We start from the raw sequence: 25,584 nt of genomic DNA, 5'->3' as shown, positions 1-25,584 counted from the left end.
TTATCCTCTTAATTTATTAAATATACTTACATCTACAGAACGGGTATTTCTATATAGCATAGCAATAATTGCCAAACCTACTGCTACTTCAGCAGCAGCCACTACCATAATGAAGAAAACTAAAAGTTGTCCGTCGCCGTTTCCTTTATATGCTGAAAATGCTGCCAACAAAAGGTTTACAGAATTCAGCATAAGCTCTACACAGCCCAGAATCACAATAGCATTTTTTCTAAGCAATACTCCCATCACTCCCAGACAGAATAATACTGAACAAAGAATGATGAAGTAATTCAAAGGGATGCTTTGTATAAAAGTATTTACTTCTCCCATAATTTTATAAATCTTTTTTACCGATTAATACCGCGCCTACAATACCTGCCAAAATTAGGATGGAAGCAAGCTCAAACGGTAAAACATATTCATTAAACAAAAGTCTACCCAGATTTTTAGTAAGACCTACACTTCTGTCTACATTCTCTACTACAATGTGGTTATCTTGTACTCCTCTGAATACTCCCAAAACTCCCAGTAAAAGAAGACCTGCTGTAAAAACTCCAACAAACTTTAAAGTATTGTTCTTCTTACTTTCGTCTCCTTTATTAAGATTAAGCATCATTAGGATGTAAAGGAAAAGTACCATGATGGCACCTGCGTAAACTATAATCTGGATGATTGCAAGGAATTGTGCATTTAAAAGAATGTACATTCCGGCAATTGAAAACATCGTTACAATTAATGACAAAATAGCATATAGAGGATTTCTTGCGAATACAAAATAAATTGCACTAGCCACTGCTAAAAAAGCCACCAAGAAAAATAAAAACTGATCCATTATTTTACCGCATTTTTTTGTTTCTCGGATTGTCTTGTCGTGATGTCAATCCTTTCATTTATTTTTTCAACTAATTTATCTTTTCCATAGATAAAAGAACCTCTGTTTGTTTCTACGTCTACCAATCTGTCTGTAAGATAGATTGCAGATTTAGGACAAGCTTCTTCACACATTCCGCAGAAAATACATCTTAGCATATTGATTTCATATACTGAAGCATATTTTTCTTCTCTGTAAAGTCCTTTTTCCTCTTTGGTTCTTTCAGAAGCAGTCATCGTAATGGCTTCTGCAGGACAAGCTACCGCACAAAGTCCACAAGCTGTACATCTTTCTCTGCCTTCCTCGTCTCTTTTCAAAACGTGCTGACCTCTCCAGATGGTAGTTCTTGGCTTCTGTACTTCCGGATACGAATATACTGCGGGAGCACCCTTTATCACGGTTCTTACAGCATGCTTAAATGTAATCCCCATCCCTGTAAAGATCGCAGGCAAGTAGATTTTTTCAGCAAGGGTCATTTCTTTATTGGAAACAACTTTTGATCTGTTTGTAAGTTTCATTTAATTATAGATATTAGATGTTAGACGTTAGATTTTAGACTAATCCTGTCTGTTATCTTAATTATTTAATATTGATGATTGAATATGATAGGCTAAAGATAAAGCTTTGATTTCATTATCAAATTTTCAAATCAGCTCATTTTCAAAATTTCTAGTTTGCAAACGCTAAAATTACAGCTCCTGTAACCAATAGGTTTACCAATGCCATAGGAATCAATGTTTTCCATCCTAAGTGCATTAACTGATCATATCTGAATCTTGGAAGCGTCCATCTGATCCACATAAAGATCAAAATACCGATTACTGTCTTCGTTAAGAATGCCACAACGCTCAAAATACCTGCAGTATTTTCTCCCCAGTTCTGAGTTACCCATTCTATACCAGGATAGTTGTACCCTCCGAAGAAAAGAACTACCATGAAAGCATTAGAGATAAACATGTTCACATATTCTCCGAACATATATAAACCTAATTTCATGGAAGAGTATTCTGTAGAGTATCCTGTTACCAATTCAGATTCACACTCAGGTAAATCGAAAGGGTGTCTGTTGGTTTCTGCCAGAGCAGCTACAAAGAAAACAAGGAATGCAATTGGCTGGTAGAAAATATTCCAGTTCATACCAGAACCCCAAGGAATAACTCCCCATAATTTTCCGGTAGTCTGGCTTTCAGTAATTTCTTTTAAGTCTAAACTTCCAGACATCATAATGATAGAAAGAAGTGCTAGTCCCATTGCCAATTCATAAGAAATCATCTGAGAAGAAGCACGGATAGCACCTAATAATGAATATTTGTTGTTGGATGCCCAACCTCCGATCATGATTCCATAAACCCCAATTGAAGCCATTCCGATGATGAAAAGTACACCAACATCAATGTTGGCAACCTGAAGATCAAAAGAAGTACCTGCAATATTTAAACTTTTACCCCAAGGAATAACAGCTCCTGTAATTAATGAAATAAACATTACCAAAGCAGGTCCTAATACGAATAGGAATCTTTCTGCATTGGCAGGGGTGAAGTCTTCTTTAAAGAAAAACTTTCCACCATCAGCAAGAGGCTGTAATAGTCCGAAAGGTCCAGCTCTGTTAGGACCAATTCTATCTTGCATGATAGAAGCAACTTTTCTTTCTGCCCAAGTAGAGTAGGCTGCAATCGTTAACGATAGCAAGAAAAGTGCTAATACAAGTATAAGTTTAAATGTAAGTAAATCCATTTTTTTGTTATAGATGTTAGATATTAGAAGTTAGAAATTAGAAAGTTTGTCATCTAATGTCTGAAATCTGATGTCTTTTTAATTAAAATTATTTTTCGTCTTTTTCACTGATTTCTTTAGCCATAGGATTGTCTAAAACTCTTAGTTCATCCTTAGGTTTTTCGTAGTGGTTCAATGAAATTACAGAGTGTCTGTCGATATGTCTAGGACCTTCGATGTTCCAGTCAGAAAGTTCTTTTCTTTCGAAACGGCAAGTATCACAGATGAATTCTTCAACTTCACCCCATTGGTCTTTTCTTGCAGTTACTCTTACAATTTCATCGCCTTTCATCCATACTACAGCTTTTCCAGAACATTTATCACACTTACAAGAAGCGTTCATTGGTTTTGTAAACCAAACTCTGCTTGCAAAACGAGCTGTTCTGTCTGTTAATGCTCCTACAGGACAAACGTCAATAACGTTTCCGATGAAGTCATTATCTAAAGCTTTATTTAAATAGGTTGAAATTTCAGCGTGATCTCCTCTGAAAAGAATACCGTGTTCTCTTGTTTCTGTAAGCTGGTTTGCTGTAAGCACACATCTTGCACAAAGAATACAACGGTTCATATTCAATTTGATGTTCGGTCCAAGATCATCAGCTTCGTAAGTATTTCTTTCAAATTCAGTTCTTGTCTGAAGATTTCCGTGCTCATAACCCAAATCCTGAAGATGACATTCTCCAGCCTGATCACAAACAGGGCAATCCAGCGGGTGATTTACCAATAAGAATTCGGTAACGGCTTTTCTTCCTTCCTGAGCTTTCTCAGAAGTAAGGTTTTTAACTTCCATACCGTCCATCACATTAGTTCTGCAGCTAGCGACTAATTTTGGCATAGGACGCGGATCAGCTTCAGATCCCTTAGAAACTTCTACAAGACAAGTTCTACATCTCCCTCCACTGGTCTCCAATTTGCTGTAGTAGCACATAGCAGGAGGTACAGATTTACCACCAATTTGTCTTGCAGCCTCCAAAATGGAAGTACCAGGCATCACTTCAGCAGTCTGTCCGTCTATAGTTATTTTGAATTTTTTAACTTCTTCGCTCATATGATATGCTTTAAGCTTTATGCGTTAAGCAATAGGCTTTGTTATTTATATTTCTTTGTATTAAATGTATATCCAATTCCTGCTAGAACTTGTCCGAAAACGAAATCCTGGCGTGCTTTATCAGGTTTGTTATTTAATGTAGTTTTAATATCCCACATATTAATATAACCAGCTTTTCCTTCTACTCTAAGCATCCAGTTTTTCCAGAAAACTAGGTTAAGACTGGATCTGATATCGGTTCCCATCCCAGCAACATGAAAACGGTCACTTCTTTCATTTCCAAAAAGTTTTACATTACTTTTCGGAAACATGAACCCGATCCCGGCTCCGTAAGACCATACTAAATCTATATTTTTCTTATGAATAAGATTTTTGTATTTCTCAAGACCTAAATTTTCATAGTTTAATCCGTCTGTATGTTCAAAAGTAAGGAACTTCTCATCTGCCAGATTTACCTGTCCGTTTTGTACCATTCCTGCATATTCAGGATCTGAAATATGTCCTTTAAAGTTAACAGTTTGATTTTGATCCATCACATATTTCATGTGATCAATCCCTAAAACAAGTGCTAAATTATCTTTAATAAAATACCCTATTCTGAAATTATACTGCGTTACGGTAAACCAACTTGGATCAAAATAAACGATTCCAAATTTTGTAGGTCTGTCTTGTGCTGTTACATTATTCAATTGAAAATCGTACCCGTTTCCCGTAAAGTGGATGTCAGAATTACTATAAGCAGCTCTGTTCCAACCATAAAAAACGAAAACCTGACCTTTCTTACTTAATGGATTAGGCTTTTCCTTTTTTTCAGCTTTAATCTGCTGTTTCTCACTCGCTACATATGATAAATCCTCTTCAACGGATCTATTATAGTTTGCAGTATCTGTTTTCTTATTCTGTGCAAACACAAAATTCGACATCATTAAGCCAACAACTAATAACTTCTTCATTTTAACTAAGCATTTTTTTCAACAGCTGGGATAGGATCTGCATAATGTGCCAATCCATAATTTTGAGTCTGAGACAACTCTGGGTTTTTCACATGCCACTCGAATTCATCTCTGAAGTGACGAATTGCTGCTGCAACCGGCCAAGCTGCTGCATCACCTAATGGACAGATTGTATTTCCTTCGATTTTTCTCTGGATATCCCAAAGTAGGTCGATATCTTCCATTTTTCCTTCTCCTTTCTCGATTTTCTTCAAAATCTTGTGCATCCATCCCGTTCCTTCACGGCAAGGTGTACACTGTCCACAACTTTCATGGTGATAAAATCTCGCCAATGTCATGGTGTGTTCTACGATACACTGGTCTTCATCCAATACGATGAAACCTCCTGATCCCATCATGGTTCCGGTAGCAAAACCACCATCTGCCAATGATTCATAGTTCATATATCTTGGCTCTCCGTTCACGGTTCTCAACAATAAATTAGCTGGAACGATAGGAACAGAACTTCCTCCAGGAATACAAGCCTTTAATTTTTTTCCGTCTTTAATACCACCACAATATTCATCAGAGTAGATAAATTCTTCTACAGTGATGGTCATATCGATTTCGTATACCCCCGGTTTGTTGATGTTTCCACAAGCAGAAATCAATTTCGTACCTGTAGATCTTCCCACCCCGATTTTTGCATATTCAGCACCTGTAATATCAATGATTGGAACGATTGCCGCGATAGACTCAACATTGTTTACCACTGTTGGTCTTTCCCAAAGTCCTTTTACAGCCGGGAATGGCGGTTTTAATCTTGGATTTCCTCTTTTTCCTTCAAGGGATTCAAGCAATGCAGTTTCTTCACCACAGATATAAGCTCCACCACCTCTCTGAACATAGATTTCCAAATCGTAACCTGTTCCTAAGATATTTTTACCTAAAAATCCTGCTGCTTTAGCTTCTTCAATTGCTTCTTCTAAAATATCCGGAATCCATGAATATTCTCCACGGATATAGATATAAGAAACATTTGAACCTAAAGTAAAAGATGAGATAAGCATTCCTTCAATCAATAAATGAGGAAGAAATTCCATCAAATATCTGTCTTTGAAAGTTCCAGGCTCAGATTCATCAGCATTTACCACAAGGTGTCTTGGAACGCCTTCTGGTTTTGCCAAAAAGCTCCATTTCATCCCTGTTGGGAATCCAGCTCCACCACGTCCTCTTAGTCCTGAAGCTTTTACTTCTTCAAGAATTTCGTCCGGAGTCATCTTCAAGGCTTTCTCAGCTGCAGTGTAACCTCCCTGTTTACGGTACGTTTCAAAGTAGCGGATACCTTCTATATGTGCGTCTTTAAGTAAAAGTTTTTTACTCATTGTTTATTATGCTTTTAGCTGTTGGTTTGTGGCCGCTAGCTTTTTATAATTATTTTAAAAATTAACTGATTTTAAATCCTGGATTCAAAATCTTTATTAGTCTAAAGCAAGTTGTCCTTGTCTGCAAAGTTCAAGGATTTCGTCTACTTTTTCTATCGTTAAATTTTCATGGAAGAACTTACCTAGTTGTAACATTGGTGCATATCCACAAGCTCCAAGACATTCAGCTGGTTTTAATGTAAACATACCGTCTTCAGTAGTTTCTCCATCCTTAATGTTCAGTTTGGTTCTGATATGGTCAAGGATCTTTTCGCTTCCACAAACCATACAAGGTCCTGTTCTGCAAACTTCCAATACATATTTACCCACCGGCTTCATATTAAACATCGTATAGAAAGTAGCCACTTCATATACCTCAATTGGTTGGATACTTAATAGTTCTGCAACATAATCCATCACAGGAACATCTAACCATCCTCCGAATTCTTTCTGTGCTAAGTGAAGTACAGGAAGAAGGGCAGACTTTTGTCTTCCTTCAGGGTATCTTGCGATAATTTTATGTACCTGTGCTAAACTTTCCGGTTTAAAAGCTATTGTTTCGCTCATTTTTTTTAATGTATTATTGTACGATGTACTAATGACTTATTTATTTGATCATTGCAAAATCATGAATATATTTTACAATGGTACTTTTTACAATTGTTATGCGTCTAATTCTCCCGCAATAATATTCATACTACACATCGTTACAATGGCATCTGAAATTACAGAACCTGTAATCATTTCAGGGTATGCCTGATAGTAGATGAAACATGGTCTTCTGAAGTGAAGTCTGTAAGGGCTTCTTCCTCCATCACTTACAAGATAGAATCCTAATTCTCCGTTTCCACCCTCTACAGCGTGGTAAACTTCTCCTTTCGGTACATCAGTTTCTCCCATTACAATTTTGAAATGGTAGATCAATGCTTCCATTTTCTGATATACATCAGCCTTTTCAGGAAGATAGAAGTCAGGAACATCCGCGTGGAATGGTCCTTCCGGAAGGTTGTCGTATGCTTGATTGATGATTTTAAGGGATTCCCAGATTTCTTGTTGACGAACCATGAAACGGTCATAAGTATCTCCTGAAGTTCCTACAGGAATAATAAAGTCGAAATCTTCGTATGATGAATAAGGTTCTGCAACTCTTACATCATAATCTACGCCTGCTGCACGTAGGTTTGGACCTGTGAAACCGTAGCTTAATGCTCTTTCGGCAGAAATAGCTCCTGTACCGATGGTTCTGTCCATAAAGATTCTGTTTCTTTCTAGTAAAGTACCGAATTCTTTAAATCTTGCAGGGAATGTTTTTAAGAAGTCTTGTAATAACTCATGGAATTTTGGAGTGAAATCTCTTTCAAATCCTCCGATTCTTCCCATATTGGTTGTCATCCTTGCTCCGCAGATCTGCTCATACATGTCATAAATACGTTCTCTTTCGATGAACATATACGTAAGACCTGTAATTGCTCCTGAGTCCATTCCGGTTACCCCATTACAAATCAGGTGGTCACCAATTCTGGCAAGCTCCATTAAGATAACACGCATATAGTCTACACGCTTTGGAACTTTAACGCCGATCAGCTTCTCAACTGTCATGTGCCAACCTAAATTGTTGATTGGTGCAGAACAGTAATTCATACGGTCAGTAAGAGTAGTGATCTGAGAATAGTTTCTTCTTTCAGAAATTTTCTCAAATGCTCTGTGGATATATCCTACCGTCTGCTCAGCGTGAAGGATTCTTTCTCCGTCCATCGTTAAGATATTCTGGAAAATCCCGTGAGTAGCAGGGTGGGTAGGTCCTAAATTGAGGGTGTATAATTGTCCGTCAATCTGTTCCTTACTTTCGTATTGGTTTAGTATATTAGATAATGAGTTATCTTTCATAATGATTGCTTTTAGCTATTTGCTTCTGGCTATTGGCTAGATACCATTGGCCATTCGCTTTTTATCTTCCGAACATATTATCATTCTTGTCGGTTCTTGTACCGTCTTCCAGTCGATATTCTTTCAACATTGGGTGGTATCCAAGATCTTCCATATTCAGGATAGGTCTAAGATCAGGATGTCCTTTAAACTTAATCCCATAGAAATCATACGTTTCTCTTTCCATCCAGTTAGCTCCGGCATATAATTCAACAAGAGAATCCACTTCAATATTTTCTCTGGACATAAAGATTTTCAGACGTAATCTGAAATTAGCCATCATATTATGTAAATGGTAAACTACACCTATTTCCTTTTCCGGGAATTCAGGGTAATGAATACCACAAATATCCGTAAGGAAATTAAATTCCAAAGATGAATCTTTAAGATAATGAATGATCTTCTTGATATCTTCTTTTTTCACTTCAATAGTCAGCATTCCATATGGTTCTGAACTTGAAATAACAGATTCCGGAAATTCTCGGGTAATTGCTTCTAATACAAATTCGTTTGTCATTTCCGTTTAGTTGCTTATGTTGTAAGAATCTAATAATTTCTGATATTCAGGCATGTCTCTTCTTCTGATGCTTTCGCTTTCCGCAAGAGCCTGTACCTGCATTACTCCTTCAATAATTTGTTCTGGTCTTGGAGGACATCCAGGAACGTAAACGTCCACCGGGATTATCTTATCTATCCCCTGAAGAACAGAGTAAGTATCAAAAATACCACCACTGGAAGCACAAGCTCCAACAGCTACTACCCATTTCGGTTCAGCCATTTGAGTATAAACTTCTTTAAGGACCGGTCCTAATTTTTTTGATATAGTTCCACAAACCATCAGCATATCTGCTTGTCTTGGGGAGAAAGAGTTTCTTTCCATACCAAATCTTGAAGCATCATAAGTCGGGTTCAGGGTAGCCATAAACTCAATACCACAACAAGAGGTAGCAAAAGGCAATGGCCAAAGTGAAAACTTTCTTGCCATACCGATTACACTGCTCAGTTTTGTTGCGAAAAACCCTTCTCCTTCATATCCTTCGGGAGCAGGTGCATCTGTTCTTATTACTGGTTTTTTATCTGACATCTTGTAGATGATTTTAAATTTTAGATTTTGAATTAAAAATTTTGGATGATTTTTCTAAGAAATCTTCTTTTGAAGAATTGCGATCCAAAATCCATCATTCACAATTCATAATTTTACTTTTATTTATCCCAATCTAAGGCACCACGCTTCCAAACATAGAAAAACGCTACGAAGAATATCGCAACGAATGTAAGTACAGCCAGGAATCCTTCCATACCGAATTCTCTGAAGTTTACCGCATATGGATAAAAGAATACGATTTCAATATCGAATAGTACAAACAATACCGCAGTCAGGAAGTACTTGATAGAAAACGGTGTTCTTGCATTTCCCTCACTAGGAACCCCACACTCCCAGCTTTGGTTTTTTACAGAATCTCCTTTTTTCTGCTTTGGACCTAGGAAATGTGCTCCAAGTAAAGAAACAGCTACGAATGCTACTGCTACACCTGCCTGGATAAGGATTGGAATATAACTTTCAGGTAAATTCATTTTTGCATTATTATCTCAATTTGCAAATTTAGCGAATAAACAAGAAAGGGTGAAATTTATCAGCTTAAAAGTCGGCTGAAAATGTTGAAAAATTACAATTTAGAATCAATAAAAATAACGGGTTATTTCTTCATTTTTTTTAAAAGAGAATATGCCATGAATGAGATATATCCAAAAAGAAGGCTGGCAAAAATGATATTGATCACAGTATTGGTTCTGTCATCCTGTGATTGTAGGAAGAAATTATAAATGATAAATCCTGCGATTAAAATAGTAAAGATGATAAGCTGTGGTTTCATAGGGTAAAGTATAGAGAAATTAAAGGTTGCAGGTAGCAAATAATGGTTGCTGGGTAATGAAAATGAAAGCATTACCCATTGTTTATTATTTATTGCCCATTATCTATCACCAATGAGTAAGTTCTTCTTCTTTTATGATTAACAGGGTTGTAATCCTGCCATAGAACCTGCACACTTTTGTTTTCTTCCAATTCAGGATTGGTTTCTGCGAAATTAATTCCCATACTTGTAAATCGAACAAAAATTTCCTTGAAGATAATAGCCGTTACACCACGTCTTTGATATTCCGGATGAATTCCGATAAGGTAAAAATTGGCACGGTCATTTTTCTTGCTGGCCTGTAAAAAATGCCACCATCCAAACGGAAATAGTTTTCCTTTTGATTTCTGTAAAGCTTTCGAATAAGAAGGCATTGTAATCGCAAAAGAGACCAGTTGCTTGTTCTCATCCACTACACATATTACGTAATTTTTGTCAATAAGAGGGAAATATTTCTCCTTGTAGGTTTTGATCTGTTCGTCCGAAATTGGAGTATAGGTCGAAAGATGTTTATATGTTTCATCCAATAACTTGAACATAGGTTCTACATAAGGGAGGATTTCTTCCTTTGATTTGAATTTGAGAACGCTGAGCTTATATTTTTGAGCAATCAGGCCACTGAACTTTTCTACTTTTTCAGGAAGTACTTTTGGAAAATTCATTTCATATTCTACCCATTCTTTTTCTTTTACTAATCCTAAATTTTCAAGATGTTTTGGATAATATGCGTTATTATAAATTCCAATCATTGTTGCCAGTTTGTCAAACCCCATAGTCAGCATACCCGCCTTGTCAAGATTAGTGAAACCCATTGGGCCTTCAATCTTGTCTATTTTATGGTCTTTGGCATAATCAATTGCAGTTTGAATTAAAGCTTTGGAAACTTCAGTATCATCAATGAAATCTATCCAGCCAAATCGTACCTTTTTGATGCCTAATTCTTTTTCTTCTTTATGATTAATAATTACAGCAATTCTTCCAACTACCTTATTGTCTTTTATGGCCAGAAATTGTTTGGATTCGGAATAATCTAATGCCGGATTTTCTTTTGCGTCCCAAATTTTCATTTCATCTTTAATAAAAGATGGAACGTAGTACGGATTATTTTTATATAAATCCATCGGAAATCTTACGAATTGCTTGAGCTGACCAGCAGTTTTTACTTCAATAATTGAAATTGTAGACATGTTTTTTGAGGTAATTTAAGGACAAATATAAATAATAATATCGGATACTTTGGCACAGTTTTTATATCATTATGGTTAAAAATTGAACACAAAATCTATATAAAATGGCGGGTTATTATATCATTATTGGTATTTCAATGCTGGTGAGCTGGTGGGTTTCATCAAGGTTGAAATCAAAATTTGAATATTATTCCAATGTACATCTGCAAAACGGCCTTTCGGGGAAAGAAGTTGCAGAAAAAATGTTGAGAGATAACGGGATTAATGATGTTCAAGTAATATCAGTTCCCGGACAGTTAACGGATCACTATAATCCAGCAGATAGAACAGTAAACCTTTCCGAAGGAGTATATATGCAGAGAAATGCAGCTGCAGCAGCTGTGGCAGCTCACGAATGCGGACATGCCGTACAACATGCAAGAGGATATTCAATGTTGAACCTACGTTCTAAATTGGTTCCTATTGTGAACATAAGTTCCAATCTGATGCAGTTTGTGCTTATAGCGGGTATCGCGGTAATGGCTGCTTCAAGAACAATTGAAAATCCAAATGGCAATACAACTGTTTTAGCGATTGGGGTAGCAATGTTTGCGGTGACAACTCTTTTTGCCTTTGTAACGTTACCGGTAGAATACGATGCGAGTAACAGAGCAATGAAATGGCTTAAGGATACAGGAACTGTAACTGCTGAAGAATTTGTAGGGGTTCAGGATAGTTTAAAATGGGCAGCTAGAACTTATGTGGTAGCAGCCTTAGGATCTTTGGCTCAACTTCTTTACTGGGGATCTTTACTTCTCGGAGGAAGAAGAGATTAATCATTAAGATCAAATGAAATATATAGCATCTCAGATAGTTTTCTGAGATGTTTTTTTTGTTTAAGAATGTGAATAAAATGCTCTAATTAGAAGAATATTAAATTCAACTATAGATTAGTTTTAAGTTAGTAATTATGGAGAGGTCTTTAATCATTAAATTCAAATGATACATGCTGTATTTCGGATAGTTTTTCTGAAATACTTTCTCTTTGCGCGAGTTTTAATGAAGCCGTAAGGATACAGTTTTCATTCGCATCAAAATTAAGAACCTTAGCATCGTATTTTGAAAGGAGTGTGAAGATTGTATTCTGCTGATTAAAATTGAACTGGATCTCAATTTCTGTTTCCAGTTCTCTTGTGATAATGCTGGCTTCTTCAAGAGTGATCTTTGCTGATTCTTTATAGGTTTTTACCAATCCGGAAACTCCCAGTTTGGTCCCACCGTAGTAACGAACTACTATAACCAATACATTGGTAACTTCATTGGCTAATAACTGATTGTAGATGGGTAGTCCGGCACTTCCTGAAGGTTCTCCATCGTCATTGGCTCTGTAGTTTTCTCCACTTAAACCCATTCTGAAAGCATAACAATGATGGGTTGCTTTTGGATGTTCTCCTCTAACCTTTTCTAATGCAGCTTTTAACTCTTTTTCATTGTTAACAGGGTAAGCAAATCCTATAAATTTGCTTCCTTTTTCTTTTAACAGCGTATTTTCTATGGGTTTTTCTATGGTTTTGTATTCAAACATTTCCTCTCAGCAGTTAGTTTTGCAAATTTAAAACTTTAGTATTCACTATCCATGTGTATTTGCGAAAAAGTCTTTTAATAAAAAAAGAGCGGTAAGGCTCTTTTGATTTTGTATATATTAAAATATTCTAGCAAGGAAAACTTCCATCTACCCAAGGTGGTGGGCAGCTCATGCTGGATGGAGTAGGACAGCAATGTTGCCATGCAGGTGGATAATATGAACAACATTTAGGGGCTATACCTCCTTGTACTTTTTTTAAATTTTGTCTTGAAACTTTCTTTATATTTTTCATGATAATATTTTTTGGTATCACTAATATAAAGAAATTATTTCATCCATAGGTGATAAAGTGCTTTATTTTGATTTAAAAAAAGAAATGGTATTATCCCTGTAGTTTTCTGTTTTATAGGCTGTATGGTCAAATTTAGGGGCTTTTGTGCCATTTTCTAATTTGAGATTTTCATTTTTAATAATAATGGCCTCATCCCAAAGATCAGCATCAATAAATTGTTGTAAAGTAAAACGGCCGCCCTCAATAATGACAGATTGTATTTGTTCTTTGTATAAAGCTTCCATTAAATTCGTTAAGAAATTCTCCTTTCCTATTTTAATGAATTGGATGTTGTTTTCAGTTTCTTCTTTAATTGTATTTAAAACCAGTGTTTTTGCTTCATTATTGTAAATCTTAAAGTGCTGAGGAACTTTTAAGTCGAAATCAATTAAGATTCTGGTTGGGTTTGTTCCCTCAACATTTCTTACAGTTAAGCTTGGATTATCATGTAATGCAGTTTGTGTTCCTACTAAAATGGCATGCTCATCAGCTCTTAACTGGTGAACAAACTGATTAACCAAAGCATTGGATATAGCGGTAGGTTTAAAATCTTTGTCTAAAAAACCATCACCAGACTCTGCCCATTTTAAAATAATGTAAGGTCTTTTCTTTTCATGATAAGTGAAGAATCTTTTATTTAACTCAATGCATTCCTGTTCAAGGATTCCTGAAACAGCTTCAATCCCTGCATCCTGAATGATTTTTTTTCCTTTTCCGTTAACCTTATCATGTGAATCCATAGCGCCAATGACTACTTTTTTAAAGCCCAGTTCTTTAATTTTTAAAGCACAGGGTGGTGTTTTTCCGTAGTGAGCGCAGGGTTCCAATGAAACATAGATGGTTGACTCAGGAATGAGCTCCTTATTTTCAACCGAATTGATGGCATTGATCTCAGCATGTGGTTCCCCGGCTTTATGATGGTATCCTTCACCAATAATTTGTCCATTGTGTACAATTACACTTCCTACAAGAGGGTTGGGGTAGGTTTTGCCTAGGGCTTTCTGAGCTAGCTCAATACATCTTTTAATATATAATTCGTCGTTGTTCATGTTTGTAAAAAGAAAAAGCGAAGACAAATTGCTTTGCTCCGCCTTTATTTGTTTTATTAAGGTTTATTCTCCGGCAATGATGCTGTGGAGATTCTGCTTTAATGTTTCCAGATGAGCTTTCTTTTCATCAATGGTGTTGTAAGTATCTCTTAAAAGAGGATTTTCCCTTGATGGTTTGTTGAAGAAAGATAGGTTGTTTTCCAGTTTTACAATTTCTCCTTCAAGATCAGAGATTTGGTTTTTGATCTTTCTTGCTTTGTCAGTAAGCTGAGTTTCAGATAAACCTTCTTCTTTAAGCTCAAGTTCATTGATCTTATTGATCTTTAATTTTTCTCTTAGGGTCTTGTTAAATTCAGTATTAATTGAAATTTTATCTCTAGGAACTTTCCCGATATTATTCCAGGATGTCTTGATTTGTTCAATCTTTTCAATACTTCCTTCTTCGTTGGAAACTGTTTTTAATTCTTCAAGAAGAGCTTTTTTGTTTTTATAGTTCTCTTTCCAGTTATCTGTGGAAGTGTTGCTCTTTTCTCTGTAATTGTTGAAGAATGCGTTACATGCATCACGGAATTCATCCCAGATTTTATTCGTCATGCTTTTTGGAACATGGCCAACCTTTTTCCAGTCTTCCTGAAGTTTTTTGAATAATGGAACAGAAATATCCCACTCTTCATTGCTCTTGTTGTCCTGAGCGGTTTGTATTAATTTAAGCTTTTCTTCCAGGTTAGCTTGCTGAGAACCTTTTAAAGACTTGTAATAGTTGTTTTTTGTAGTATTGAAGCCTCTAAGTGTTGTTTTGAAATCATTCCAGTTTTGGTTGGAAAGTTTTCTTGGAACACTTCCTGTTTTCAAAAACTCAGAACGTAGATCCTCCACTTTTTTGATGGCGTTTTGCCAGTAGTTGTGGTTAGGTGTTTCTGCAGGTTCAGAAAGTTTCTTGATTTCAGCAATAATTTCGTTCTTTTTCTCAAGATTTGCACCTTGCTCTTTTTCTATGGATGCTGAAAGTTCAGATTTTCTTTCATGAATTTTATTGGAGATTTCCTTGAATTCTTCCCAAGTTTTTTCACGGAATTCTTCTGCTACAGGTTCAGCTTCTTCTTTCCAAAGCTTATGAAGATATTGAAGCTCATTTAAAGCTTTCTGAATAACAGGTTCATTTTCCAGTTCCTGAGCACGGGCAATGATGTGCTGTCTTTTTTCCAGATTGTGGCTGTATTCCTGCTCTAAAAATTCTTTATTAAGATCCAGCATCTGATAAAATTGATTCAGGTGGTGGAAATAATTATTGTTAAGGATTTTAAACTCAGATTTAGCAACCTGTCCGGCTTTTGACCATTCTTCTTTAATCTCACGAATGGATTTAAAAAGATTAGTTCCCGGTTCAGAGTTGGTATAAAGGTTTTTTAATCTTTCAATAATGCTTTGACGGTGTTCAAGATTTTTTTTCTGCTCTTCTTCCTGTCCTTTCTGGAAGTTGTCATGCTTTTCTCTGAAAATATTGACCAAAGCAGAGAATTTGGTTTGTGACGGGTGCTCATAACTAAAGTTTTCAAGAGCATTTCCGGCATCTACATATTCATGCTTTTTATCTTCCACTTCATCATGGATGTAATGACTTGCTTTTTCTTTTAACTGATTGAATCTTTTGAAGTTCTCACCAGCATTTTGAGTGTTGATGATTGTTTCCATTTCCTTTAAGGCATCAGTCAGGGAGATTTCAACTTCTTCATGTTCTTCCAGGTGTTCTGCATCATCTTCATGTGGGGGTGCATCGTGAGAAACGGTGTTCTCTGATGTCTCCTGAGATACGTCATTAGGATTTTTCTTTTCTTCGTTTTCAGAAAGATTGTTTTCTGTAGTCATAGCAAATCTTTTATGTGAGTGGCGTTAATATCCTTTGAATATAGCTGTAAGGCCAATTAAAGTACTAATTTATGTTATTTTTTTTGAAAATTCCAAATTTCCCAAGCTTTTTCTGCTTGCTGCTCAAGCATATAATAACCGTTTACTGTTTTTGCTCCTTTTTCAGAGGCATTGATGATAAATTGGGTGTAGTTTGGGTTGTATATTAAATCTATAACCAAGTGCTCAGAAGAAAGCCCGTCAAAAGGGAATGTTAAACAATCTTCAACATTGGGAAATGTCCCCACCGGCGTACATTGAATAATTATTTTATGGTCTTGAACGGTTTCTGTATCAAGGTTTTCAAAATTTGTTTCAGAGCTTCTTGTAATCGTTTTGGATGGAATATTGTGTTTGTCTAAAACATATTTCACGGCCTTTGCGGCTCCTCCGTTACCTAGAATCAAAGCTTTGTCTTGTGCATTTTTTTTGTGGAGAAAAAGTGTTTTCTCAAAACCGAAAGCATCCGTATTATATCCTGTTTTTTTACCATTTTGGATCAAAACACAATTTACAGCTCCTATTTTTTCGGCTTCATCGCTCAATTCATCAAGGTAGCTGATGATTTGTTCTTTGTAAGGGATCGTAACATTGAATCCTAAAAGTTCTGGTGAAGAAAAAAGATTTTCCACTTCATTAATTTCATTTAGGTCAAAAATATCATAGGAAAAGTCTTTAAGCATAAGCTTTTGAAACTTATTTTCGAAGAATTTTTTAGAAAAAGAATAGGAAATATTACGTCCTATTAATCCTAATTTTTTATTGGAATCCATATGATCAAAATTAAAAAAAAGACCGGATAAATCCGGCCTTTGGTTTGAAATATTTTGTAATAATTATTCTACGATGAATTTGGTAGAAAAATTATCTGTTTTTAGAATGTAAGTTCCTTTTACCAATCCTTTTAGATTAATCTTGTTGGAATTTTTGAATGGATTTGCAATCACTTCGATCACTTTTCCTGAAAGATCATAAATCTCTGCTTTTACAATTTTGCTAAGATTTTCTCCTTTTACGAATAGTTCGTTGTTTTTTACCGGGTTAGGGTAGATGGTGAAATCTGACTTGTTTTTTACTGATTCAATAGTTCCTAATGATCCATTATAACATGTCCACATTAAGTCATCCAAAGCAGGTCTGTCTTCTGTGGATGAATTGGTAAACTTAATAGTAATGTTTCCACTTACATTAATGTTGTTAATTGTAGTAGTTTTTACTGTTGCGCTATAAGGGATAATTCCTACATTCACATCATTAATAAAAACATTTAGATTTCCAGCATTTCCATTAAACTTTAATTGAGTGGTTAGCGTAAGGCTTTGGATTCCTCCTGAAATTACTGAACTTGTTAAAGTACCATTTCTAATCGTAATTGCTTTACCATTGATGGTTTGATCAATTCTTGCATCTGTTGCAGTCCAAGTTATGTTATTGTTGGTCCATACTCTTGTATTATAAGCAGGGTTGGTAGATGTAGGAATGTTAGCGAAATCTTCTGTTCCACAGTTTCCTCCTCCTGTAGCTGGTCCATCAAGAGTTATTCCTATTGCTGAATTACTTTGTGGTGAATTATTTGTAAAAGCATCTCTGGCAATTACGTAGAATGTATATGATGTAAGGGGAGATAACCCTGTCACGGTAGCAGTTGTAGATGTACCTGATACTGTAGTTTTCAATGTATTATTTACATAGATATCATATGCTGTTACCCCAATATTATCTGTTGCCGCAGTCCAGCTTAGTGAGATAGAGCTTGAAGTAGGGGTGTTGGTTGCTAAATTGGTAGGAGCTGTAGGAGCTTGGTTGTCAACTACAGGAGTTCCCCAAATCATCTCAGCATAGGCTGAATTATCTATAAATGGATTTCTGTTTCCTTGAAATGTATAAGCTGCATTATTTCTTGCAGTTTCAGCCGCAGACACAGGATCCATAGCATTCCATGCTAAAAGCTGTTGAAGTTCCCAATCCTGAAGACCTGGGAAAGCAGATCCTCCAAGCATATCTCCGGAAGAGAAACCTGCAAGTTGCGTTTCATATCTTGTTACAAAATAAAAAATCATTCTTGCAACATCTCCTTTGAATGCATCAATAGGTTCAAACACAATTCCTGAATATCCTGGAGTAGCTGAATTCCCTACTTTAGAACCATTCTGTGAAGTGTAAGATGCTGAATTTCCTACCTTTCCGAAAGGGTAGCTAGATCTCATACCATTTACCTTACCATCTGTAGCGCGGATAAAGTGGATGTCAGATTTCATAGGAAATGCTTCGTTGAATAAACTTTGAGGAACAATGTGCTCTCTGTTGTAGCATTGGCCTTCAGTACTATATTGTCCACATTGGCTGGTCCCTACATTGAAATTATAAGGATCAGGTCCATTAGGATTTTCAGAGTAGATGTCTAATATGGTACCATCATTTTCATATGTTGTATCACGATCGGTTGTAAAATAGGCTGTCCATAGGCCAGAATAGCCTTTGTCCTGGTGTCCTGCCTTGATGACCTCTCTTAGAGCTGTTTTAAGAGGAGCCCCTGTTAAACCCACTGCGGGATCATAATAACCGGGAGGAGCTTGAGCGATTGCATTAAAGAATACAAAGCTTAATAAGAAAAAAGATAAAATTCGTTTCATTTCTTTAAAATTGGGTGGTAAAGGTATAAAAAAATGAAACTGTAATGTATTAATTTAACGAAATGTATAAGTGCTGTATATTAATTTTTGGTAATATACTCTTTACTGATCTTTGAAAAGAACCATGAAATAGCAAATCCAAATAGAGAGGCGGTAAGTGCTACGATTAAATAATTTTTGCCTACTATTTTTACAGGGAATGGCAATACTTCATTGGCTCTGAAGAATTCTGTGTAGAGTTGGAAATAACACAATGCTGTTCCAAGCATCAATCCGGTAATTACTCCGGAAACAACAATAAGAATTCCGGTATAGAAATAGGTTAATCTCAGATGACTTAAAGGAAAGCCTAATGAGATAAGTGATTTTGCCTGTTCTTTTTTATCAAGCTGCAGAATAATGATGGCTCCGGCAAGATTAAATGTGGTAATGAAAATTACTAGTGCAAAGATCAGGTAGATAAACATTTTTTCAGTATTGATCATCTTCCAGAAAGCAGCATTCTCTTCTTCCTTTGTTTTTATTTCAATACTTTTTCCAAAAGAAGAAAGCAGACTTTGCTTTACTGCATCTGCATTTTCCGGATTTTTTAATTTAATTACAATTTGATAAGCTGACTTTTTTGGAAGGCTTAATAATTCTTCTGTAAGTTCAATGGGAGAGATGATGTAATTGTCCAGTTGGTCTTTTCCTGGGAAAACACCTGTTACCAGAATATCTCTTTTATTGTAAATATCCTCTTCTTTGTTGATAATTCCGGTTCCTGCTTTCGGCATAAAGACCGTTGCATAATGGTTGGAAGAATCAACAGGAATTGATAATCTGTTATCCAGACTATTTTCCATCAAAACTTCATTAGAATATTTGAAGCTTGGATAAGTTCCATAGAACACATCCTTATTGATGGGGTTTACTTTGGTATAAGCAGAATCTACCCCCCTTAAATAAGCAATATCACCTTTTCCGTTAAAATTGATATATACCTTTTCTTCAATAATACGGGAGTAGTTAAGGATTTCTTTATTATTACTTAAAACCTTACTAACCTGATCAAAGTTTTTAATGGTTTTTCCGGATGCACTTTTTAAGGTTAGATCTGCATGAAGATTAGAAATAAGGTCTTTATTCAAATCTTCAAGACCTGAGAAAACGGAAATAATCACGAACATTGCAGCCACAGCAACCGTCATGGCACCTACTGCCAGCCACGTAATGAACGTAACAGCGGTACTGCCTTTTTTTGCCAAAAGGTATCTGGATGCTATGTAAAATGCAATATTCTTCAAGATCTACAAAACAGGATTGTCACCTTCACCTCTTAATTCTCTTTCCAATTTTTCAACATCATCAAGAGCAGTGTCAAGATAAAAGTTAAGTTGTGGTATAATACGTACCTGCTTTGACATTTTCTGACCAATGAAATTTCTATATTGAGGTTTGTTTTCCTCTATTTCTTTCATTACAGCAGAACGGAATTCCTGCGGGAAAATGCTTAAATAAATTTTAGCAATACCCAAATCTGCCGTTACCTTTACATCTGAAACGGATACTAATATACTTTGCTTACTTTCTGAAGCCTGTTTACGGAAAAGCTCTGCGAAGTCTTCCTGAATAATTTGTGCTACTTTTCTTTGTCTGTTACTTTCCATAATTTATGCAAATTTAGTACTTTTGTTTGAATTGATACTTTGAAATTAAGCTAGAGTATCAAATTTACGATTTAATTATATTTATTACTATTTATGAAGCTAGAACATATTGGTATTGCCGTAAAGTCTTTGGGGATCTCCGATGAGCTTTTTACCAAATTATTAGGAAAAGAATCCTATAAAAAAGAAACTGTGGAAAGAGAGGGCGTGGTAACGTCTTTTTATGAAACAGGAGAAAGTAAAATTGAATTATTGGAAGCCAGTAATCCTGAAAGCCCAATCTCAAAATTCATCGAAAAAAAGGGTGAAGGGATCCATCATTTAGCTTTTGGAGTAGAAAATATTGTAGAAGAAGTAAAAAGATTAAAAAAAGAAGGGTTTCAATTTATCTCTGAAGAACCGAAAGAAGGTGCTGATAATAAATTAGTTGTATTCCTGCATCCGAAGTCTACAAACGGTGTGCTGGTAGAACTTTGCCAAGAAAAGCAATAAAAAATTTTGTAGTGAAATAATTTTTACTATTTTTGCAAACACAAAATTTAACCAAGTTTTGAGGTCCTATAGCTCAGTTGGTTAGAGCACCTGACTCATAATCAGGTGGTCCCTGGTTCGAGCCCAGGTGGGACCACAGAAAATCAACCGCTTACATAATGTGAGCGGTTTTTATTTGTTAGTATTTTGTATCTAATTTCCAATAAAAAATTAGATTGTAAATTTACGTAATAATACTATTATAAATGTGTTTGGCTGAATAATTTTAAATATTGATTAGAGTCATACTAGCAAAATTAAAAGAAGAAGAAACAAACGAGAACTATATATAATGTGAAAAATTGAAAAATATTAAGTATAATTGATAATAATATTTTAATTAAATTTCTATATTCATATCTATTTTTGTAATCTACTTTATATTAAAAATAATTCTGTCTAATAGTTTTTTTTAGTATTTTGCATACAAAAACTATGGACCTATCAAAACTCACTCCTGAAGAACTAATCAAAATAAACAATGTTGATAATTGGAAACAGTCATTATTCAATTGTGTGGGAGTTATCTCATTCGTTAACGAATCTGGAATCTCAATTCCCTCTGGAACAGGCACAATTTTAATTAAAGATTATAAAGAGAATCGTTGTAAGATTTTTCTAATCACAAATAAACATGTTTTACCTACACAATTAGTGTCATCAACAATTACATTTACTTTACATGCACCTTGGAGTACTACAAAAACATTTAAAATAACAATTCCAATTTATGATGTTCATGGAAATGCTAGTAACATTATAAAATTTAATCCTCAAGGTGAGGATGTGGCAGTAATTGATTTTACTGAAGCATTTGTTAATAATTATGGAGATATAAGAAATTTGGAGGAACATCTTCCACCAATTGATATTCTAGCTACTACTGATAATTTAAAACAAAGAAATCTAACCATTGGAGATGAGGTTTTTTTTATTGGCTATCCGAGTTTTTTTTACAATGAAAAAAATAGTACACCTCTTTTAAGAAGTGGGGTAATAGCAACAGATCCTACAGAAGTATATTATTTTAATTCTTTTTTAAAACCTGTTTTTAACGCGGAAAGGCTTAACGGATTTCTTATCGATGCAAATGTTTTTGGTGGATCATCAGGAAGTTTAGTTATAACTAAGTCTAATTTAATTCAGATGTATGATAGGCAAATAATGCCATCTTTACAGAAAGCCACTCCATGTGTTGTAGGTATTTTAACACACTCTTACCCAAGTTTAAATGGAGGTGATAATTTTCAAAAACTAGGGCTAGGAGGAGTAATAAAGAGTGAATATATAATTGAAACAATAAATGAATTTTCATAGATTACTATCTTTGAACTTCTTATTTAATAGTTAAATTTCTTTATTTTAGGCTTCTCCTTATTAATGTTCCATTTTATGATTGGTTATTGATTAATAAAATAGTTTATAAGAGTTTTTTTAATAATTGTACAATTAGGCATCTGATTTAAAAAGACGCTTAAACCCATGTACATCCACAGCGTTCCATCCAACTCCAATATTTTTATAAATAGCTGATATAAAGTAAATATAACTCCATCTAATGCCACATAAATACACGGGGGACATTACAGGTGGGACCACATAAAATCAACCACTTACAGTAATGTGAGTGGTTTTTTTTATTATATATACAAAGTAAGAAAATCCTTTGCGGTTAAATTAAACCTCTTTGAAAACAAATTTTCATAAGTTCTGAAGTGTTCTTTGATTGCATTTTTTCCAGGATGTTTTTTCTATGAGTACGAACGGTGTAAAAGGAAATGTTTAATATTTTTGAAATTTCTGAAGCAGAAAGACCTTTTGTAATAAAGTTTAAAATTTCTAACTCCCTCTTGGTAAGGGTTTCCTGTTCCTTTTCTTTTGATTCTTTGCTATAATGCATTTGGTGAAAATCACTACGGTTACCAATTCCGGAAACTAATACAGTGTAAGGATTTTCCTTTACAAGATGCTGGATATTAGTGTGTATATTGACTGCTTGCAATAGCTTTCCATCTTTGCTTTTTAATGTGTGTATTGATTGATGATGGAACATTTCGTAATGATCTGTTTCTGTTTTCATCCGAAAGCAATAGCTGCTTTTCAATTGAGTTTGGTGTTCCCATCCAATTTCCTGCATTTTTTCAATGGTCATTTTTTCAGCTTCCATCACAAACTCAATATCATCGGGATGAATAAGATCTATAACTTCCTTTAAATGCTTGGGATACTTTTTCAAGCCATGCATGGTCAAAATACTTTCGTGATGATTGGTTAGTGTACTGTCTGCAATATTTAAAACATAATAATAAAAATTTCCAATACAGAACATTTCAGCAATCAGTCTTTTTATAGGGGGGGCTTTTAGAGATTGTTTCTCATTATGCATAGCATTAGGATATTGATCCCATACTTGCTGAAGCGGATGTTGATTATTCATTTTCAGGTCATTTAGTTTTTTATAAAGATAGTTAAAGTATGTTAAAAATACAACAATTGTTGTATTGTGAAGAGTCTCTTATTTGTGGAATTTTGAAATAAAATACGAAGTACTTGTATGAGGTCTTTTGCAATAATTCGAAAAGCAACTATCTAAAACTAAAACCCAAAACTCAAAATTATGTCAACAAAAATTTCAAAAATTCCGAAGTTCGGCGATAATGGAAAGTATGTAGCAGTGTTACAGCAAATTCTAACAAATTTAGGGTTTGGAAGTACTGTACAAGAAATTGATGGTGGCTTTGGTCCCAAAACAAAGAATGCAATACTAGCATTTCAGAAATCAAATGGAATAGCGGTAACTGGTACAATTGATAATACTACACAAAATGCGCTTAATCTGGAACTGGATGAAGATCTTTATCCCTATAACCTGTCATTTTTAGAGGGGATCAATAGAGATAAGCTTATGAATGCTATTGAGGGACAAGAATATTTAAATGGGATGGTTGCATTATGTAACAATTCAGGACAGGTATCCCAAGCTAAAATCGAAGCTCATAAAGAGGCTCCGGTGAATGCAGAATGTGCGACTACTTGTTCTACTTTTCTGGAATATGCCTTTAGAAATGCAGGACAGGATTCAAGAGCAATATTGTTTAACGACCATACAAAGTATTATCCTACTCATAATGTTGAAATAATGCTGTATCGTTTGGGTTTTAAATATTATCTGAAAAAGGATTATAAAACACAGAAAGGAGCAGTAGGAGTAATGGCAAGAGGGAAGTTCTATGAAACCTTTGACCATACATTCCATATTTATGTAATCTTAGAAGAAGAAAATGAATTGTATGATAAAAAAATGGATAACGGAAAGTATGGAGTGGTTTATACAGAGGATGATGTGAAAGTAGCAACTCGTGGATTTTGGTTGCCAGATGGTATTTTGCCAGAACTTCGAAATCCGGCTGCTATGCCTGCCATCATTACCACGGCTCATGAACATGAAGAGGATATGGAAGAACTTCCTGTTAAATTTAAAACCCTGGAGAATATTCCATCCTACGAATGGAGAGAATCCAATTTGATTTCGTTTACAAGTGGTATGAGAATAGATGCAGATGGTTCACCAAGAGCTTATCACCGAGACAGTTCTCTGGCATTAGATTATCTGGGGAATGCAGGACACTCCGGTAAATGGTGGGCCTTGGCAACAGATAATAAACAAGAATCCGGGAATCCATTGATTCAGAAAAATACCGATCCGGCACCAGGGTATTATATATCAATGACCTCTCTTCAGGATAGAACTAAGAATTATAGCGACCCCAATAGATATGTAAATTCAGAGGAAATACCTTACATCGTTTTACCGGGTGGGTTTTCTGACGATTTTTCTCTGGGTGATATTGCATTGGTGATTAATAAAGATAACAACAAACAGTGTTTTGCCATTTTTGCTGATCATGGCCCCAAAGGTAAATTAGGTGAAGGGTCTGTTTATCTTGCAAAACAATTGGGAATTAATGGCAGTGCCAAATCCGGAGGTAAAGATTCGAATGTTCAATATATTTTGATTAAAAATTCAGGGAATGGAACTGTTTTAACCAATGAAGAAATCCAGCAAATAGGAGCTGAAAAACTTCATATGGATGGCATGAATAAAATTGCAGACTATCGTTTTCCCACCAATAATAAAAAGGAAATTGCCCTTAGACTTGCAGAAACTATAGGACAAAGAAAGGCACTTGAGAGATTGTTTAATTTCAAAAATGCTCAAGGAAGTCATGCTAATTTTTGGGCTATTGTTGATTTTAATAAGCCAAGCTCAGAAGAGCGACTATTTATTTTTAATTTAATTGATGAAAGCTTTAAAAAATACTTAGTTGCTCATGGTAAAAACTCAGGGGATAAGTATGCTAAAACCTTTTCCAATGTAAATGGATCTAATTGCTCAAGCCTCGGCGTTTACAAAACCGGTGAGACTTATATGGGGAAACATGGAAAATCATTACGGGTAGATGGTTTGGAAAATTCAAATTCTAACGTTCGTGAAAGAGATATTGTTATTCATAGTGCAGATTATGTAGTTCCTAATTTTGAAAATACCGGACGTGCAGGACGTTCTGAGGGGTGTTTTGCTGTTCATCCATCTGTTTCCAATGAAGTGATTGAAAACCTGAAAGAAGGGTCCTACTTTTTAGCATGGTATCAGGGAGATTAGAATAATATATGAATTTAAAATAATTTAATAGACAAAAAACCACTCACAGGGATGTAAGTGGTTTTTATATTTCTATACCTGATCCGTATGGGCCAACATCCACAAGGTTCTGGTTTTCATAAATAGGATCAAAAAAGTATCATCAATAATAAATAGTTCCGGAATTTCTCTTGTAAATTTTAATT

At 35.2% G+C, this 25,584-nt stretch carries 27 protein-coding genes and 1 tRNA gene; 5 read left to right on the top strand and 23 right to left on the bottom strand.

The window, feature by feature from the left end:
- The 14 genes from nuoK to C1638_RS17235 all read right to left on the bottom strand — a co-directional run bounded on the left by nuoK (window position 1) and on the right by C1638_RS17235 (window position 11,074).
- Window positions 1–330 carry an NADH-quinone oxidoreductase subunit NuoK gene (nuoK, locus tag C1638_RS17295; protein ID WP_045492868.1) on the bottom strand — a complete coding sequence of 110 codons (330 nt, stop codon included), beginning with the start codon at window positions 328–330 and terminating at the stop codon, window positions 1–3.
- 4 nt (window positions 331–334) lie between these two features.
- Window positions 335–832 carry an NADH-quinone oxidoreductase subunit J family protein gene (locus C1638_RS17290; RefSeq protein ID WP_109623040.1) on the bottom strand — a complete coding sequence of 166 codons (498 nt, stop codon included), beginning with the start codon at window positions 830–832 and terminating at the stop codon, window positions 335–337.
- Window positions 832–1,389, bottom strand: coding sequence for a NuoI/complex I 23 kDa subunit family protein (locus C1638_RS17285; protein WP_034703566.1), 558 nt, complete (start codon window positions 1,387–1,389; stop codon window positions 832–834). Before C1638_RS17285 ends, C1638_RS17290 begins: the two co-directional genes overlap by 1 nt.
- 151 nt (window positions 1,390–1,540) lie before the next feature.
- Window positions 1,541–2,605: an NADH-quinone oxidoreductase subunit NuoH gene (gene nuoH, locus C1638_RS17280; RefSeq protein WP_109623038.1), complete on the bottom strand. Its 1,065-nt coding sequence runs from the start codon at window positions 2,603–2,605 to the stop codon at window positions 1,541–1,543.
- A gap of 88 nt (window positions 2,606–2,693) precedes the next feature.
- The gene (locus C1638_RS17275) at window positions 2,694–3,692 is read right to left on the bottom strand and encodes an NADH-quinone oxidoreductase subunit G (RefSeq protein WP_109623036.1); all 999 of its coding nucleotides are present in this window, start codon (window positions 3,690–3,692) and stop codon (window positions 2,694–2,696) included.
- 41 nt (window positions 3,693–3,733) lie between these two features.
- Complete coding sequence (locus C1638_RS17270) at window positions 3,734–4,645, bottom strand: hypothetical protein (protein WP_109623034.1); 912 nt, start codon at window positions 4,643–4,645, stop codon at window positions 3,734–3,736.
- A gap of 5 nt (window positions 4,646–4,650) precedes the next feature.
- A complete protein-coding gene (gene nuoF / locus C1638_RS17265) occupies window positions 4,651–6,009 on the bottom strand; it encodes an NADH-quinone oxidoreductase subunit NuoF (RefSeq protein WP_103234091.1) in 1,359 nt (452 codons plus the stop codon).
- Between the two features lie 96 nt (window positions 6,010–6,105).
- On the bottom strand, window positions 6,106–6,615 hold the full coding sequence (locus tag C1638_RS17260; protein WP_047377758.1) for an NADH-quinone oxidoreductase subunit NuoE family protein: 510 nt from the start codon (window positions 6,613–6,615) through the stop codon (window positions 6,106–6,108).
- 96 nt (window positions 6,616–6,711) lie between these two features.
- Window positions 6,712–7,935, bottom strand: a complete 1,224-nt coding sequence (gene nuoD, locus C1638_RS17255) for an NADH dehydrogenase (quinone) subunit D (RefSeq protein WP_109623032.1) — start codon at window positions 7,933–7,935, stop codon at window positions 6,712–6,714.
- Between the two features lie 61 nt (window positions 7,936–7,996).
- Window positions 7,997–8,491 carry an NADH-quinone oxidoreductase subunit C gene (locus C1638_RS17250; protein WP_109623030.1) on the bottom strand — a complete coding sequence of 165 codons (495 nt, stop codon included), beginning with the start codon at window positions 8,489–8,491 and terminating at the stop codon, window positions 7,997–7,999.
- Window positions 8,492–8,497: 6 nt separating this feature from the next.
- The gene (locus C1638_RS17245; protein WP_002983540.1) at window positions 8,498–9,058 is read right to left on the bottom strand and encodes an NADH-quinone oxidoreductase subunit B; all 561 of its coding nucleotides are present in this window, start codon (window positions 9,056–9,058) and stop codon (window positions 8,498–8,500) included.
- A gap of 119 nt (window positions 9,059–9,177) precedes the next feature.
- Window positions 9,178–9,549: an NADH-quinone oxidoreductase subunit A gene (locus C1638_RS17240; protein WP_076356209.1), complete on the bottom strand. Its 372-nt coding sequence runs from the start codon at window positions 9,547–9,549 to the stop codon at window positions 9,178–9,180.
- Window positions 9,550–9,671: 122 nt separating this feature from the next.
- Window positions 9,672–9,920 carry a hypothetical protein gene (locus C1638_RS22425; protein ID WP_165826549.1) on the bottom strand — a complete coding sequence of 83 codons (249 nt, stop codon included), beginning with the start codon at window positions 9,918–9,920 and terminating at the stop codon, window positions 9,672–9,674.
- A gap of 17 nt (window positions 9,921–9,937) precedes the next feature.
- A complete protein-coding gene (locus tag C1638_RS17235; protein ID WP_109623028.1) occupies window positions 9,938–11,074 on the bottom strand; it encodes a GTP cyclohydrolase in 1,137 nt (378 codons plus the stop codon).
- Window positions 11,075–11,178: 104 nt separating this feature from the next.
- Between C1638_RS17235 and C1638_RS17230 the strand changes: the two genes are divergently transcribed.
- Complete coding sequence (locus tag C1638_RS17230; RefSeq protein WP_109623026.1) at window positions 11,179–11,889, top strand: zinc metallopeptidase; 711 nt, start codon at window positions 11,179–11,181, stop codon at window positions 11,887–11,889.
- Window positions 11,890–12,035: 146 nt separating this feature from the next.
- Here C1638_RS17230 and C1638_RS17225 read toward each other — a convergent pair whose 3' ends face one another.
- The 8 genes from C1638_RS17225 to rbfA all read right to left on the bottom strand — a co-directional run bounded on the left by C1638_RS17225 (window position 12,036) and on the right by rbfA (window position 20,205).
- Window positions 12,036–12,638, bottom strand: coding sequence for an IMPACT family protein (locus tag C1638_RS17225; protein WP_109623024.1), 603 nt, complete (start codon window positions 12,636–12,638; stop codon window positions 12,036–12,038).
- Window positions 12,639–12,765: 127 nt separating this feature from the next.
- Window positions 12,766–12,930 carry a bacteriocin-like protein gene (locus C1638_RS22420; RefSeq protein WP_165826548.1) on the bottom strand — a complete coding sequence of 55 codons (165 nt, stop codon included), beginning with the start codon at window positions 12,928–12,930 and terminating at the stop codon, window positions 12,766–12,768.
- A gap of 62 nt (window positions 12,931–12,992) precedes the next feature.
- The gene (gene ribD / locus C1638_RS17220; protein ID WP_109623022.1) at window positions 12,993–14,018 is read right to left on the bottom strand and encodes a bifunctional diaminohydroxyphosphoribosylaminopyrimidine deaminase/5-amino-6-(5-phosphoribosylamino)uracil reductase RibD; all 1,026 of its coding nucleotides are present in this window, start codon (window positions 14,016–14,018) and stop codon (window positions 12,993–12,995) included.
- A 63-nt stretch (window positions 14,019–14,081) separates the two neighbouring features.
- Window positions 14,082–15,884: a DUF349 domain-containing protein gene (locus tag C1638_RS17215; protein WP_109623020.1), complete on the bottom strand. Its 1,803-nt coding sequence runs from the start codon at window positions 15,882–15,884 to the stop codon at window positions 14,082–14,084.
- Window positions 15,885–15,958: 74 nt separating this feature from the next.
- Window positions 15,959–16,696, bottom strand: a complete 738-nt coding sequence (locus C1638_RS17210) for a shikimate dehydrogenase family protein (RefSeq protein WP_109623018.1) — start codon at window positions 16,694–16,696, stop codon at window positions 15,959–15,961.
- Between the two features lie 63 nt (window positions 16,697–16,759).
- Window positions 16,760–18,556: an endonuclease gene (locus tag C1638_RS17205; RefSeq protein ID WP_109623016.1), complete on the bottom strand. Its 1,797-nt coding sequence runs from the start codon at window positions 18,554–18,556 to the stop codon at window positions 16,760–16,762.
- An 80-nt stretch (window positions 18,557–18,636) separates the two neighbouring features.
- A complete protein-coding gene (locus C1638_RS17200; RefSeq protein WP_109623014.1) occupies window positions 18,637–19,842 on the bottom strand; it encodes an ABC transporter permease in 1,206 nt (401 codons plus the stop codon).
- A gap of 3 nt (window positions 19,843–19,845) precedes the next feature.
- Window positions 19,846–20,205, bottom strand: coding sequence for a 30S ribosome-binding factor RbfA (gene rbfA / locus C1638_RS17195; protein ID WP_109623012.1), 360 nt, complete (start codon window positions 20,203–20,205; stop codon window positions 19,846–19,848).
- Between the two features lie 93 nt (window positions 20,206–20,298).
- On the opposite strand from rbfA, the gene mce reads away from it, so the two are divergent.
- The 3 genes from mce (at window position 20,299) to C1638_RS17180 (ending at window position 22,053) form a co-directional block, all read left to right on the top strand.
- Window positions 20,299–20,697, top strand: coding sequence for a methylmalonyl-CoA epimerase (mce, locus tag C1638_RS17190; protein WP_109623010.1), 399 nt, complete (start codon window positions 20,299–20,301; stop codon window positions 20,695–20,697).
- A gap of 62 nt (window positions 20,698–20,759) precedes the next feature.
- Window positions 20,760–20,833: transfer RNA gene (locus C1638_RS17185), tRNA-Ile, on the top strand.
- Between the two features lie 338 nt (window positions 20,834–21,171).
- Window positions 21,172–22,053, top strand: coding sequence for a trypsin-like serine peptidase (locus C1638_RS17180; RefSeq protein ID WP_109623009.1), 882 nt, complete (start codon window positions 21,172–21,174; stop codon window positions 22,051–22,053).
- A gap of 355 nt (window positions 22,054–22,408) precedes the next feature.
- Here the strand turns inward: C1638_RS17180 and C1638_RS17175 are convergent, their stop codons facing one another.
- The gene (locus tag C1638_RS17175) at window positions 22,409–23,173 is read right to left on the bottom strand and encodes a response regulator transcription factor (protein WP_109623006.1); all 765 of its coding nucleotides are present in this window, start codon (window positions 23,171–23,173) and stop codon (window positions 22,409–22,411) included.
- A gap of 180 nt (window positions 23,174–23,353) precedes the next feature.
- Here C1638_RS17175 and C1638_RS17170 point away from each other — a divergent pair, with 180 nt between their 5' ends.
- On the top strand, window positions 23,354–25,399 hold the full coding sequence (locus C1638_RS17170) for a murein L,D-transpeptidase catalytic domain-containing protein (RefSeq protein WP_109623004.1): 2,046 nt from the start codon (window positions 23,354–23,356) through the stop codon (window positions 25,397–25,399).
- Window positions 25,400–25,584: the final 185 nt, after the last annotated feature.

The sequence above is a fragment of the Chryseobacterium oncorhynchi genome, assembly GCF_002899895.1.
In the GTDB taxonomy this organism is placed as follows: domain Bacteria; phylum Bacteroidota; class Bacteroidia; order Flavobacteriales; family Weeksellaceae; genus Chryseobacterium; species Chryseobacterium oncorhynchi.
The sequence above is the reverse complement of the archived record's forward strand: the minus strand, read 5'-3'. Positions and strand labels throughout refer to the sequence as shown.

Excerpts from the sequence above, each read along its gene's own strand:
- nuoK (WP_045492868.1), bottom strand. The coding sequence starts at position 330 with ATGGGAGAAGTAAATACTTTTATACAAAGCATCCCTTTGAATTACTTC.
- C1638_RS17290 (WP_109623040.1), bottom strand. The coding sequence starts at position 832 with ATGGATCAGTTTTTATTTTTCTTGGTGGCTTTTTTAGCAGTGGCTAGT.
- C1638_RS17285 (WP_034703566.1), bottom strand. The coding sequence starts at position 1,389 with ATGAAACTTACAAACAGATCAAAAGTTGTTTCCAATAAAGAAATGACC.
- nuoH (WP_109623038.1), bottom strand. The coding sequence starts at position 2,605 with ATGGATTTACTTACATTTAAACTTATACTTGTATTAGCACTTTTCTTG.
- C1638_RS17275 (WP_109623036.1), bottom strand. The coding sequence starts at position 3,692 with ATGAGCGAAGAAGTTAAAAAATTCAAAATAACTATAGACGGACAGACT.
- C1638_RS17270 (WP_109623034.1), bottom strand. The coding sequence starts at position 4,645 with ATGAAGAAGTTATTAGTTGTTGGCTTAATGATGTCGAATTTTGTGTTT.
- nuoF (WP_103234091.1), bottom strand. The coding sequence starts at position 6,009 with ATGAGTAAAAAACTTTTACTTAAAGACGCACATATAGAAGGTATCCGC.
- C1638_RS17260 (WP_047377758.1), bottom strand. The coding sequence starts at position 6,615 with ATGAGCGAAACAATAGCTTTTAAACCGGAAAGTTTAGCACAGGTACAT.
- nuoD (WP_109623032.1), bottom strand. The coding sequence starts at position 7,935 with ATGAAAGATAACTCATTATCTAATATACTAAACCAATACGAAAGTAAG.
- C1638_RS17250 (WP_109623030.1), bottom strand. The coding sequence starts at position 8,491 with ATGACAAACGAATTTGTATTAGAAGCAATTACCCGAGAATTTCCGGAA.
- C1638_RS17245 (WP_002983540.1), bottom strand. The coding sequence starts at position 9,058 with ATGTCAGATAAAAAACCAGTAATAAGAACAGATGCACCTGCTCCCGAA.
- C1638_RS17240 (WP_076356209.1), bottom strand. The coding sequence starts at position 9,549 with ATGAATTTACCTGAAAGTTATATTCCAATCCTTATCCAGGCAGGTGTA.
- C1638_RS22425 (WP_165826549.1), bottom strand. The coding sequence starts at position 9,920 with ATGCTTTCATTTTCATTACCCAGCAACCATTATTTGCTACCTGCAACC.
- C1638_RS17235 (WP_109623028.1), bottom strand. The coding sequence starts at position 11,074 with ATGTCTACAATTTCAATTATTGAAGTAAAAACTGCTGGTCAGCTCAAG.
- C1638_RS17230 (WP_109623026.1), top strand. The coding sequence starts at position 11,179 with ATGGCGGGTTATTATATCATTATTGGTATTTCAATGCTGGTGAGCTGG.
- C1638_RS17225 (WP_109623024.1), bottom strand. The coding sequence starts at position 12,638 with ATGTTTGAATACAAAACCATAGAAAAACCCATAGAAAATACGCTGTTA.
- C1638_RS22420 (WP_165826548.1), bottom strand. The coding sequence starts at position 12,930 with ATGAAAAATATAAAGAAAGTTTCAAGACAAAATTTAAAAAAAGTACAA.
- ribD (WP_109623022.1), bottom strand. The coding sequence starts at position 14,018 with ATGAACAACGACGAATTATATATTAAAAGATGTATTGAGCTAGCTCAG.
- C1638_RS17215 (WP_109623020.1), bottom strand. The coding sequence starts at position 15,884 with ATGACTACAGAAAACAATCTTTCTGAAAACGAAGAAAAGAAAAATCCT.
- C1638_RS17210 (WP_109623018.1), bottom strand. The coding sequence starts at position 16,696 with ATGGATTCCAATAAAAAATTAGGATTAATAGGACGTAATATTTCCTAT.
- C1638_RS17205 (WP_109623016.1), bottom strand. The coding sequence starts at position 18,556 with ATGAAACGAATTTTATCTTTTTTCTTATTAAGCTTTGTATTCTTTAAT.
- rbfA (WP_109623012.1), bottom strand. The coding sequence starts at position 20,205 with ATGGAAAGTAACAGACAAAGAAAAGTAGCACAAATTATTCAGGAAGAC.
- mce (WP_109623010.1), top strand. The coding sequence starts at position 20,299 with ATGAAGCTAGAACATATTGGTATTGCCGTAAAGTCTTTGGGGATCTCC.
- C1638_RS17180 (WP_109623009.1), top strand. The coding sequence starts at position 21,172 with ATGGACCTATCAAAACTCACTCCTGAAGAACTAATCAAAATAAACAAT.
- C1638_RS17175 (WP_109623006.1), bottom strand. The coding sequence starts at position 23,173 with ATGAATAATCAACATCCGCTTCAGCAAGTATGGGATCAATATCCTAAT.
- C1638_RS17170 (WP_109623004.1), top strand. The coding sequence starts at position 23,354 with ATGTCAACAAAAATTTCAAAAATTCCGAAGTTCGGCGATAATGGAAAG.